The organism is Massilia sp. W12 (genome assembly GCF_037300705.1).
Lineage (GTDB): Bacteria > Pseudomonadota > Gammaproteobacteria > Burkholderiales > Burkholderiaceae_D > JACPVY01.
In genome coordinates this window covers 2,246,533-2,258,874 of sequence record NZ_CP147776.1, presented here as the reverse complement: position 1 = coordinate 2,258,874, position 12,342 = coordinate 2,246,533, and the positions used below count along the sequence as shown (strand labels likewise).

Genomic DNA, 12,342 nt, shown 5'->3' with positions numbered 1-12,342 from the left:
GTGCACACCCCGAACCCGTGTCGCCACAATTGGAGAATATGATGATGCCAGGCGCTGATCCAGATCCGTACAGCTCACTGATTAATCAAATCTTGAGCGCTATGCTGCCGCAGTTGAATCAAGATATCGGACCGCAAATCCGCCAGGCCGGGTGGGACCCGAGCGGAAATCTGGTCAGCGGCAGTCAGGATTTCGGCATTGGCACGCTGCATTACTCTTTAGGCGGGCTGAGCGGCCTGTCCAGCTTGCAGCTGAATTCTCTGAGCGTGAGCGCGCTGGATGCGAGCAACCCCGGCTATTTGACTGGAACCATGAATTTTGCCGGCAGCTTCTCCAGCAATATCAGCGCAACCGTGGGCGCTGATTTTAAAATCTGGTTTGTTGATCCCTCTGTCAGCATCGCGCTGACGCTCAAATCCTGTTCTATTTCCGGCTCCATGAATTTTCACGCGGATATCGGGGCCGTCATCCTCAAGCTGGATCAAGTCAGCAATGGCGCAGCCTCGATTTCCTATGGCGATAGCTCGTATGACATCAGCGGCCTTGGCCCGTTTGACAGTCTGGCCGATACAATCGGCGACGCCATGATGGGCTTGCTCAAAGGCCAAATCCAAAGCGAGGTTTCGGCTGCGGCTTCGATGGTGGTGTCGCAGGCGGTGAGCGGCATTTTGCCGCAAAGCGTGCCGCTATAAGCGCCGCCGTTCCCTTTCTTGCCAGATGAAAATCCGGATTGAAGCGCTGTCGCGCACCAGTGCGCGCATCGGCGTGATCTTGCCGCCTGCTGCGCCGCAGCTGGTGGCGCAACAGCAGTTGCAGCTGGAATTGACGCCGCAATTGCGCAGCAACTGGTGCTGGGCGGCTGTCGCCTGTGCGGTGGCGGCCCATTATGGGGACAGGAGCTGGGATCAATGCAAATTGGCCTGGCGCATTCTGGGCGATGGCCATTTGCCGGGGCCGGCGCCGCAAGTCTTGCTGCAAGCGGCGCAATATGACGCCAAGGCGGAATTGGCGTATGTCTTGCGTTATCTGAATTGTTTATATGGGGTCAGCTGTGGCCGTCCGCCGTTTCGCCGCTTGATGCGTGAAATCGATGCCGGCCGCCCCTTGTGCGTCGGCATCGCCTGGGATGGCGGCGGCCTGCATTATGTGTTGCTGGACGGCTATTGCCGCAATACGCGGCAAATCCGCATTCTTGACCCGCAGCATGGCGCAAGCACGCTGCAATTTGAGGATTTTCCTTTGCGCTACCGGCGCGGCGGCGAATGGGCGCAAACCTGTTGGACCCAAAACCCGTATTTGCATCTGCCACCCCCCAAACCTGGAGAATTGCAAGATGAGCAATTATGACCTGGCTTTGATTGTTGACGCCACGACCTTCAATAAAGGTTTGCAGCAGGCTTTCAGCAATCCGCAAACCAAGAGCCTGTTTTCAGGCTCGCAAACTGTCGGCAGCGCCGGCATCACTTCGCTGGACTGGAGCATTGACACTTGCCCGGTGTTTAATTTGACTCCGCCCACGGCTGCGCAATGGAATGATCCTGCCACTTTCTTCCCCGGGCCTGGCGGCAAGCCGGCAAACGGGCCAAGCGATCAGATGTTCCAGATTTCGATTACCACCCTCAGCTTCACGCTGAATCAGGATGGCGGCGGCAAGATCCCCGGAACCTGCAGCCCGCTGATTTTTGCGCAATTGTCCTTAAACGGCGATGTGCAATTGCAAACGGTCGGCATGCAATTCGGCAATGTGCCGGCGATTACCGGGGTGATGCTGGAAATCATGGCCAGCGTGCTGTATGGCAAGGTGAATCAACTGCTGGGCGGCTACAAAATTCCGCACACGATTGCGCTGGAGGGACAGAAATTCAATGACCCGGTGATGCAAGTCGCCGCCGGGCATTTGATTTTGGCTTCGACCCTGAGCACAAACGGCACAGTGGATATCAGTCAAGTCACCTTCCCCGCCCAAGCGCTGGGCATTTTGCTCAGCCGCAATTTACTCAGTCAAATTCTGGCCTCATACGCCAGCGGGATTGAGCAAGTCCTGGATCAGCAAAACGTGAATCACAGCGGCAGCAACTGGACCGGCAGCTATTCGATCAATGGCGGCATCAGCGGGGCCAAGGTGGCGCTTGATTCGGCGCTGCCGGCCGTGGATGTCAGCGCCAACATCAGCGCTGAAGTCAAGCTGGGTGTGGCGTGGTGGGCGGTGCCCGCCGCCTGTGCGATTGAAGCCGCCTCAAATCTGCTCTGATGATGCAAGGAGAATTCCCATGGTAAATATGATTGACGCCGATATCTATGTCTCGCCAGAGCCGACCACGGTGCAGCTCAAACCTGTCGCGACAAACAATGGCGCGCAAGTCAAGATGATGTTGCAGCCGCTGCCGTCGATGACGATCGATTATAAAAAAGCAGGGGGCGACTGGAGCGGCTTTAATGACTCGGTTTGCGGCCACTTTATCGATACGGTCGGCTCCGCCCTGCTGAGTTTCGCCACGCCATATCTCGCAGATAAGGGACAGGAACTGCTGGATCAGAAAACCACATTCAGCCTGCCCGCGATTCCGCTGCAACTGGACGGCGTCACCATCACCCTGACGCCCAGCGTCAGCAGCATTGATGTGAACCCGAATAACAAAGACGACGTGATGATCAGCGCCAGCGTCAGCGTTTCCTGAGCCGCACCACCCTGGCAGACAAGGAGATTTTGCATGAATACACAAGATTTGCGCGCCGCCTGGCCGCGCCTGCAGCAAGCTTGCCTGGATGCGATGCCGCAACGCATTGAAATTGACAGCATCAGCGGCATTCCTTTGAAAACGCTGGCGGCGATGCCGCCGCAAGCCGGCTTTGAATACGGCCAATTGCTATTGTCGCTGCAGGATTTGCGCTTGCGCGCGCCGTTTCCGGGCAAGTTGACGCTGGAGCAGGAAAGCGACCGCGCGCAAGTGCTGGCGCTGCGGCTGGAGGATTGGAAGCTGTTGGGCAAGGCGCAATTGCAGGGTTTGCAAGAACGCCATCTGGCGCTGGACGCATATGGCAATGGCATGCCGCTGGGGCCGGATGGCGAGCCGCAACGCCTGGGCGGGGGTGATCCGCCGCCAAAACACCCGGACTGGATTGATAACGCGAATGCGCAGCGCGAGCGCTTGCAAAGCATAGGCGGCAATGGCCCGGATCTGTTATTGGCGTACTCCACCCACCGCACCGCGCTGGGCGATTTGTTTTCACATCAGCTCGGTTACACCTTTCGCCGCATCTGGCAAGGCCCGGGTATGACCGAAGTCGCCACTGATACCCATCTGGCAGTCAAAAACAATACCGTGATCAATCAGCAAGGCAAGACATATGGCAATGCGAAAGCAAGCTATAACGAAATGGCCGGCAATCAACAATTAGCGGTTGTTTCGGGCTTGCAGTTGCTGATCCAGCATTTGGGCGATCCGAATGGGCAATATGCGGCGGCGATTCAGGCAACCTTGCAATTCAACAGTTCGATATTGAGCAACACCAATCAACAGCAAGTGCAAAACATCCCGGAGCATACGCCGGACCAGGTGTATCAGCTGGTGCAAACCGGCAAGCCGGCGGCCCAGCTGTCAAAAGAGGAAATTGAACGCTATCTGAATGGCGAGCAAATCGGCGGGCGCGACCAGGAGGGGCGCGCCTGGAGCATGATGATGAGCGAAGATCAGCGCGCTTTCTGGCGCATGCTGCAGGCGGAGCAGGATGCGCATGTGGCGTTTCTGGCGGCGCGCAAACCGCTGGCCTTGCACACCAGTCCCTTGCGCGCGACATTGGACGCCATGCTGTATCTGGAGTTGGACAGCCAGGGCGGCGTGCAGGCGGCGCGGGTTGAACTCGAAGGCTTTGATCTGGAGCTGGATGACAGCGGCTGGGATGAGGCACTCGGCGCCGCGCTGGCGCAAGAAGCACGCGAAGCGATGCAGCAAGCGCGCTTTTTGAAGAGTCTGCTGCATGACCGCGTGGCCGATGCGCTGGAGCGCAGCCTGGTCCCGGCCATCACGCAAGCCTTGCAAGAGGCGCAATGAGATGCTGAAACTGGGACAGGAGGGCGGCGAAGATGCGCTCAGCGCGATTGTGCGCGATTTGATGGCGCAGGAAATGGCCGGTTTTGCCCTCGAATTGGAAAGCGCGCTGGCCCCGCAACAAGGGTATTTGACGCAAGCCGAGATGGATTTATATCAGGGCGGCAAAAAAGTGCGTCCCTTGTTGCTGTTATTGAGCGCCCGCCTGTTTCAGCCGCAGCAGGCTTTGCCGCGCAAGGTGTTGCGCGCTTCCGCTTCGCTGGAAATGTTGCATGTCGCCACTCTGATTCATGACGATATCGTCGATCACGCCAGCCTGCGGCGCGGGCAGAGTTCGGTGAATGCGGCGCGCGGCACAGAAATGGCGATTTTGATCGGCGATATGCAATTTCTGCAGGCGGTGCGCTGTTTTACCGACGCCATTGAAACCGAGCGCGATATGCAATTGGTGCGCTGGGTGTTAGACACCGCGTTTGAAATCTGCAAGGGCGAAATTGATGAAATGACGACCCGGCCACAGGCCAGTCCACAGGCGCTGCATGCGCGTTATTTGAGTACGATCGACCGCAAAACCGCTGTGCTGTTCAGTCTGGCCTGTGAATCGGGCGCGGCCTTGATGCAGGCGGGCAAATCCGATGTGCGCCGTCTGGGAGAGTATGGCCGGCGGCTGGGACGGGCCTTTCAAATGATGGACGATTTGCTGGATGTCGCCCACAGCGACAGCGCCGCCGGCAAGCGCAAAGGCCAGGATTTGCAGCAAAAGCGCCTGACCCTGCCGCTGATTCATGCGATGCAATTGTGGGGCGATGCGCATCCCATGGTGCGCTATCTGCGCAGCGAGGAGGCGGCGGATGAGACGCAAATTGCTCAGTGGGTGGAGCAGATCCGCCACAGTGAGGCGTTTTTGCAAAGCTACGCCGAGGCGCGCAACACAGCCTTGCAGGCGCGCGATGCGCTGCAAGGCTTGCCACAGGGGCCGCATTTGCAAGCCATGCGCGCGCTTTGCATGCAGGTGGTGGAACGCACTTTTTAAATTCTTTTCGCATGTGTCATGCGCACAAGGAGCCATGAATGGGCCTGAAACTGTTTAATTTCACGTATCAAACGCTGATGTCGCAGTCCAACGACCAGAACAGCAGCATGTTTTTGCCCAAGGTGTTAAGCAATATGCAAAACAATGGCAGCGCCTGGCTGCCCTTGATCGTCAACAACTGGAGCACCAAGAATGTGCAAGGCATGGGCGGTGTGGCGATGGGTTTTGCCAACACCTGGTTTAACGGCTATATGAATTATCTATATACGGTGTCAGCAGATAAGCCGAATCCGCCGGCCTTGACGCAGCAAATGATTGACGACGCCACCGCCCTGCTGAACACCATCACCAGCAATAATCTGGGGGTGCTGATTTGTGATAATTGCGGGCCGGATATCAACATCACAGAGTTGGAAATTGACGGCTTGGCGAATGTGCGCATCAGCGGCGCCCCGCCCCAGGTCACACAAAGCGATCAGGATTACCGCTGCACCATCACGCTCGAATTCAACGCCTACAAAAGCGATGGCGCGCCATGGAACCAGCCCTTGACGGTAAGCGGCAATCAAACCGCGCAAGACAGCAAGACCAATGCCTCGTTTAAGGGTTTCCGCTTTCAGGCCAGCCAATGCTTAAACTTTGTGGACGCCTCAAACCAGCCTATCAGTCTGCCCAAGGGGGTGGATTACCCGCCCAGCACATGCAATCCACTCGGGTTTGATGATCTCTCCAGCGGGGTGATGCAACTCGGCATCGCCCAAGCGGAATTGCTGGCCGACGTCAGCATTGGCGTGGCGAATGGCAATTTGAGCCTGACCCTGCACAGCCTGTCATTACAAAAACCGGGCGGCGGCGACCCGGTGTATAGCTTGAATAATCTATCGATCGACAGCAATCAATACACCCAGCCCTTTGTCAGCGTCTGGACGCAATTTTTGCAAGGCGCGATACAAACACCGGATATGCAAAAGCAATTGACCGGCAACTTCAATCAATCGCTCAACAGTGCGGACAATTTAAGCCAAGTGCAAAAGACATTGCAGGAGCAACTCAATAACGCCATCAATAAAGTCATGGGCAGCACCGCCTTGGCCAGCGGCGGCGGCGATGATGACAGCAATGCGGTTGATATTTATCTCTACAACCGCATGCGCGGGGCCGTGAATGACGCCAACAGTTATTTATATGTGCCGGTGCTGGTGCTGGGCAATACTTCGCCGCAGCTGGAACCCTGGAACCCCGGCCCGATCACGATTCCGGGCACGCTGGCGCAGCAGACCGTACAAGGCATCCCGGTCAGTATGAACGATCTGTCGATGAGCAATTTGAGCGCCACAGGTTTGTCGAATTTGCTGGCGCCGGCTGCCGGCATCAGTTTTTCCGCCGCACAATCCAACACCAGCTTTTTATTGGGGCGCTTAAATCCCGGGCCGACGCTCACTGTCAAGGGCCAGCGCATGACCGTGCCGAATCCGCCGTTTACCCTGGTCAGTCCATTTACGGTGAGTGTGAGCGTGAATCATTCCCCCAATCCGATTGCAGTGGGCGGCACGCTGACCCTCATGCTGCAACCGGCAGACAGCAACAGCCCGCTTGGCGTAAGCACAGTGCAAAGCGCCAGCGGCGATACGGCCAGCAATCTGGAGATCACATTCAGCAGCATCGTGCTGGCCGCCAATCCGGCGGATATCTCCGTGCAAATCACGCTCACCCAGGGCCAGGCGTTTGATCCATTTGTGAATGGCTTACTCAACAGCGATGACAGCAAGAAGCATTTGCTGGCGGCCTTGAATACTTACCTGAGCCAGAATCTGGCGCAAATCAGCGCCTCCGCCACGCAGTTTGCGCGTCAGGCCCTGGCCAATATGGGGCAATGAAATGAGCGCAAATGACGATGTGTATGGCAGCCTGAACGGCTTATTGCAGCAAGGCGGCGGCAACAGCATCAGTGTGCCGCATGATTTTTTCAGCGGCCTGATCAGCGATGTGATCAATTTTTATCTGCTCGGCATCACCTTGCAATTAGGCCCGGACGCCAGCTTGCATGTCGATCCGGCCAGCCGCAATCTGGTCTTGCAAACCAGTTCCGGCGTGAATTTAAAGCTGCAAGCGCAAAGCGATGGCGCCAGCGTGACGCTCAGCAGCACGCAATACCCGGACGCCAGCATTGTGGCGCACTTCAAAAAAACCGGGGCCGGGGTCGATCTGGAACTTAGCGCCAGCATGGGCGAAAGTCTGGCCTGGCAGCTGCAAGCGGTATGGCCGCAAATGCTGAATTGGAACCCGGCGAATCAGCTGGGTTTGAAACAGGGCGAGCTGACGCTCAAGCGCGAAGCCGGCGGCGATGTCAATTTTTCCGGCACGGGTTGTATCAGCTACAGCGGAAATGATTTCAGCCATGCCGCTTTGCGCCTGCAGTATAAAGACGGCGCGTGCGGGATTTTGTTCGGCATTGAGGTCGACAGCTGGACTCCGGGCAATATCTGGCCGCCGCTGCAGATTTTAAGATTGAACCATACCGGACTGGTGTTCGCGACCAAGGAAGCGCCTTCATCCACTCTGAGCGATTTGCAGCTCTTGAGCGCGCAGCAAGTGCCGGCGCTGGGCGCGGATTTTGACATCAAACCGGGCGTCGCTTTCTTTTCCTCCCTGTCTTTAAGCGACAGCATGCCTGCCCTCAGCCGCTTCCTGGGCGATGGCATGGAATTGGATTTGTTCGCCTCCTTTGAACGCGATGGCGGCGCGCTCAAGCTGCTGGCGATTTTGAAAGATCGATTCAGCGCGCACAGCACGAATATCTTTGAATTTGACGGGTTCAGCCTGGAATGGGACAACCCGGCCAGCGCAGGCGGCACATTGAGCGCCAGCGCCAGCGGACATTTTCACCCCGACCCCAGCATCAATATCGAACTGGATTTAAGCGGCACACTGCAGGCGGCAAGCGGCGATGTCACGCTGAAACTCAGTTTGAAAGATTGGCCGCAGGCGTTTGGCATTCCGACCCTCACGATTAATGAATGCGAAGCTGATCTGGATTTGAGCGCACAGGGCGGCGGCGTGACAATCGGCTTTGGCGGCGATATCACACTGCAAAATCCGCAACAGCCGCAATATTGTTTTGATGTCGGCTTTGAATGTGAGGTGGTGGATTTCGAGGCGCCAAACGGGGTTGCCGTGTGGACCAAGGCGCAAAACGCGCCGCTCACGCTTTCCAATCTGCTGGAAGCCGCCTTCATGCTGGATTGCTCGCCGGCGGCGCTGCGCCAGGCCGGCCAGGGCGCGATGGCGGATGTGATGCAATTTGTCGATAATCTGATTCAAGTGCAAGACTTTGAATTCTGGTTTGTCGAAGGCGCGCAGCTGGTCTCAGTCGGGCAGCATGGCCCCTATCCCATGGGGTTTGGCTTGCAAGCCGATTTCACTTTGCTGGGCGAAGGCGTGAAGCTCTCGATTGTGTTGCAGGAAAAAGCCAGCGCCAGCGCCGGCTTTAAAGGCTATCTCTTGCTGCAACAGCCTATGTGTCTGGGTTCGGTCTTGAAAATTTCAGACTGGAACCAGCAAAGCAATGCGCCCGGCAGCAGCGGCCCGAAATTGGCGCTGGCGCTGACCCCGGGCGGAGAAACCGTGCCCGGCATCAACAATGGCAATCCGGTGCGTTTTTACACCTCTTGCTACCTGTCCCTGCTCGATGTTTTCCAGGCCGACACACAAGGCATGCTGGATGAGCAAGGCGTTTTGCAATTCGATGCCAAGGTGAATGCCGGAGCCAGTGCGGGAACTTGCGGCACATGGGGCGATGACAGCCTGCATTTTTCCTGGAATCCGAAGAGCCAGGATTGCAGTGCGGCGTTTTCTTTTGATTTCGGCTGGCAAAACGTTGAGATTCCTTCATTTACAGTGTTTGGCGTCACCCTCACGCCGGCGATTCCGCTGCCGGACTTGAAGGCGGCTGCCGGCATGAATCTGGCAGCATCGCTGAGCGAATTTGTGGTGAAAGGGTATTTCGACTTCCAGCTGTATGGCGCGGATTTGCACCTCGGTTCGCAAAGCCAGCCTTGCACCCTGATCGATATCAATCTCAGTCAGGCAGCGGGCAGCTTGCAACATGTGGCCGATAGCCTGCTGGCGGCCTTGAAACAGCAATTCGGCCAGCTCTTGCAAGCTGCTTTGCATGATCTGCAAAGCTTTGTGAATTGGGTCAAAGCGGCCTGGGCCTGGCTGGGCAATAATGTGAATGCGCTGGCGCAGATATTGAAAGACTTCTTTGGCCAGATCGGCGAGGCGATTGCCAAATTCTTGCAATTCATGGGCGCCGCCGCAGCCCAGGTCAAGGCTGCTTTGCTGGCCTTGGGTTATGCCCTGGCGGATATTGAACAGTGGCTGGAAAACGCATATACCTGCGCGATTGAAGCGGCGGCGGATTTGTTATAGCCGTCATTGGCGCACACCGGATGCCGGCGGCGCCGGCAACTGGCAGCGCTTGTATCTTTGAGTGTGAAAACCGGGATAACGGTGGCGTGCATGCGCTTGAATGAATGCTGGCCTGAACATAAGACAACCATCACCATGCAAAATTGGCCGATTCTGGAACAACTTTGGCGCCGTTTTTTTGACCCGCACTAATCGGGGCTGAGTCCCGCCCGCAAGCCGTAAATTGCAGGGCGCAGACCTGATGCGACTAAGAGAAGCAGGCCAGCGCAGCAAAATTCACCCCGCCCGTGCTGCCCACACTTGGCCTGCCCGCATTTCGCACAGCCTGGAAAGCCCGGCTATGCAGCAGCGAAGCTGTCGCCCAGCGCATGCTGTGGAAACACTCCTGCCGGCATTTACTCAATGCACCGCTTGTTTTCTGCGGTAAAGCACATCCAGCCCATACGCCGCTGCGCATCCCAGCAAATACATCACGATATCCAGCCAGGAAAACACATTGCCCAGCAAGACATGCCACACGCTGCCGCGCGCAAAGCCCAGCAGGTCGGCCAGGTGGATATATTGCGCCGCTTCCACCACGCAGGAAAAAACAAACACCGCACAGGCCAGCGGGCCGGGCTGGCTGGGGCGGATGGCTTGCGCCAGGCAATACAGCAAACCCGCTACCAGAAAATCCCCCACGCTGCCGCGTATAAATGACAAATCGACAAAACGGGTGGCGATCAAAACTTCAATCACAAAAATCGCCAAGGCGAGCAAGGCATATAACAATCGGGGCGGCATCGCGGTTCACCTGTCATGTGCAAAGCCCGGATTGTACGGCGCCGTCATGTCACACACGGCGGGCGGGGCCGTTTTTTTCAGCTTTTCCCGGCTTGGTGCTGGCGGGTGCATACGCGTAAAGCAAAGTTGCGCAACGGCATCGGCGTCTGCGGCTTTTTGCTGTAATTACAACAGCAATGCCGGTACGCCATGTTAAAAAATACAGTAAAAAAGGCCGCTTGCCGCCTTCCCCTACAATCAAATAGCTCAGCAGACCGGCGCGCCAAGCCGCCCGGATGCCGGCCATCTGTCCCCGTACGGATGCTTTCAATATTATCAGGAGACCATGATGATGAACCGTAACACTTCGGCGGCTTACCGCCGCGCACTGCCCTGTTTGCTCGCCAGCCTGTTCTTGAGCTGCAGCCTGCCTGCCTTGGCGCATGAGGCCAGCGCTGTTGGCGCGCCCGGCGGCAAAAAAGTCTGGATCACGCTGGGTGAAAAAGCCATGCATGAATTGCAAGGCGTGGTTCCCGGCGCAGCCCCGGCCGCCAGCAAATGGCGGCAGGCGGTGAGTGGCGAATTTGCGCGTCAGGAGCAGGTGCATATGCTGCAAGTCGATGAGGCGCATTTGAGCCGGCTCTCGGCCGCCGTGCATGAAAAACTGCGCCAATGCGGCGGCTATATGGCGCACGCCAGCGAAGCCGAGGCGCGCGCCGCCTTAGCCGGGCCCAGCCCCACCCTGGCGGCAGTGCGCCCTTCGTATGTGATTGATCAGCAAAGCACAGTGAATGCGATGTTGCCGGGCATGCAGGCGGCGAATATCGGCCAGACCATTGTCGATATGTCCACATCCTTCGCAAACCGCTATTACAAAACCAATGTCGGCGTGAGCGCCTCGAATTGGCTCTTGAATAAATGGAAAAGCATGACTGCCGGACGCAGCGATATCAGCGTAACGCAATACACGCACGCGAATTTCCCGCAAAAGTCGGTGATTTTGACGATCCAGGGCACGGATAATGGGTCTGAGGTGGTGGTGATGGGGGCGCATTTGGATTCGATTTTATCCGGCGCCAGCATGACGGAAACCAGCAAGGCGCCGGGGGCGGATGATGACGCTTCCGGCATCGCCAGCTTGACGGAAGCCTTGCGCGTGATTGTGGCCAACGGCTATAAACCGCGCCGCACGATTAAAATCATGGGCTATGCGGCGGAAGAAGTCGGTTTATTAGGCTCGAAAGATATCGCGAATAATTTCAAGACCAATAATGTGAAAGTGGCCGGTGTGCTGAATTTGGATTTAACCAATTACAAGGGTTCCAGCACCGATATCTGGATGGTCTCGGACTATACCGATAACAGCCAGAATACTTTCATCATCAATTTGATCAAAACCTATTTGCCCGGCGTGACGGTGGCCAGCGAGCCGTGCGGCTATGCCTGTTCTGATCATGGTTCCTGGCATAACGCCGGTTTTTATGCCTCCTTCCCCTGTGAAGCGAGCGACGCCACCGATAATCCGAATATGCATACGGTGAATGACACCTATGCATTTATGGGCAATAAAGCGGATCACGCCTTGAAATTCGCCAAGATTGCACTGGCGTTTGCCGTCGAATTGGGCAGCGATGGCCCGATTGTGGTTCCGGGCGATAAAACTGAAACCTTCAGCGGCAGCCTGGCCTTAAACGCCACCAAGAGCTTCGGACCGTTTAAAGTCGGCGCCGGCGGCGCTTTCATGGCAAAAACCACCGGCACTGGCGATATTGATTTGTACACCCGCAAAACCAGCGTGCCGACCACCAGCAGCTATGACTGCAAGTCCGCCGGCTCGACCTCCACTGAAAGCTGTTCGATTAATTTCAGCGCGAATGGCGACGCCTATGTCTTGCTGAAGGGCTATGCGGCGGGGAATTATAATTTGACGGTGACGTACAGGCCGCAGTAAAGGTTGCAACACAGGCCAGCCTTGTTTGGCTGGCCTGTCTATTTCTGTTTGGCCTGCTCAATTTGGCGCAGCTGTGCTTGTTGTGGATGCAAGCGACAAGCATTTCGTGCAAAAGG

Annotated in this window: 10 protein-coding genes; 9 read left to right on the top strand and 1 reads right to left on the bottom strand. The window is 56.8% G+C overall.

Features of this window, described 5'->3' with window-relative positions; genetic code table 11:
* Window positions 1-38 precede the first annotated feature (38 nt).
* The 8 genes from V8J88_RS09060 to V8J88_RS09025 are packed head-to-tail and all read left to right on the top strand — an operon-like array spanning window position 39 to window position 9,513.
* Complete coding sequence (locus V8J88_RS09060) at window positions 39-692, top strand: hypothetical protein (RefSeq protein ID WP_338849091.1); 654 nt, start codon at window positions 39-41, stop codon at window positions 690-692.
* A gap of 25 nt (window positions 693-717) precedes the next feature.
* The gene (locus tag V8J88_RS09055) at window positions 718-1,347 is read left to right on the top strand and encodes a papain-like cysteine protease family protein (RefSeq protein ID WP_338849090.1); all 630 of its coding nucleotides are present in this window, start codon (window positions 718-720) and stop codon (window positions 1,345-1,347) included.
* A complete protein-coding gene (locus tag V8J88_RS09050) occupies window positions 1,334-2,251 on the top strand; it encodes a hypothetical protein (RefSeq protein ID WP_338849089.1) in 918 nt (305 codons plus the stop codon). Before V8J88_RS09055 ends, V8J88_RS09050 begins: the two co-directional genes overlap by 14 nt.
* A 19-nt stretch (window positions 2,252-2,270) precedes the next feature.
* The gene (locus tag V8J88_RS09045; RefSeq protein ID WP_338849088.1) at window positions 2,271-2,678 is read left to right on the top strand and encodes a hypothetical protein; all 408 of its coding nucleotides are present in this window, start codon (window positions 2,271-2,273) and stop codon (window positions 2,676-2,678) included.
* A gap of 33 nt (window positions 2,679-2,711) precedes the next feature.
* Entirely contained in the window at window positions 2,712-4,052 is a 1,341-nt protein-coding gene (locus V8J88_RS09040) for a hypothetical protein (protein WP_338849087.1), read from the top strand.
* Between the two features lies 1 nt (window position 4,053).
* Window positions 4,054-5,082 (top strand): polyprenyl synthetase family protein, encoded by a 1,029-nt coding sequence (locus V8J88_RS09035; protein ID WP_338849086.1) that lies wholly within the window; start codon window positions 4,054-4,056, stop codon window positions 5,080-5,082.
* A gap of 38 nt (window positions 5,083-5,120) precedes the next feature.
* On the top strand, window positions 5,121-6,959 hold the full coding sequence (locus V8J88_RS09030) for a hypothetical protein (RefSeq protein ID WP_338849085.1): 1,839 nt from the start codon (window positions 5,121-5,123) through the stop codon (window positions 6,957-6,959).
* A 1-nt stretch (window position 6,960) separates the two neighbouring features.
* Window positions 6,961-9,513: a hypothetical protein gene (locus V8J88_RS09025; protein ID WP_338849084.1), complete on the top strand. Its 2,553-nt coding sequence runs from the start codon at window positions 6,961-6,963 to the stop codon at window positions 9,511-9,513.
* Window positions 9,514-9,912: 399 nt separating this feature from the next.
* Here V8J88_RS09025 and V8J88_RS09020 read toward each other — a convergent pair whose 3' ends face one another.
* Entirely contained in the window at window positions 9,913-10,296 is a 384-nt protein-coding gene (locus tag V8J88_RS09020; RefSeq protein WP_338849083.1) for a DUF2809 domain-containing protein, read from the bottom strand.
* Window positions 10,297-10,621: 325 nt separating this feature from the next.
* Here V8J88_RS09020 and V8J88_RS09015 point away from each other — a divergent pair, with 325 nt between their 5' ends.
* Window positions 10,622-12,226 (top strand): M20/M25/M40 family metallo-hydrolase, encoded by a 1,605-nt coding sequence (locus tag V8J88_RS09015; RefSeq protein WP_338849082.1) that lies wholly within the window; start codon window positions 10,622-10,624, stop codon window positions 12,224-12,226.
* The last annotated feature ends 116 nt before the right edge of the window (window positions 12,227-12,342 follow it).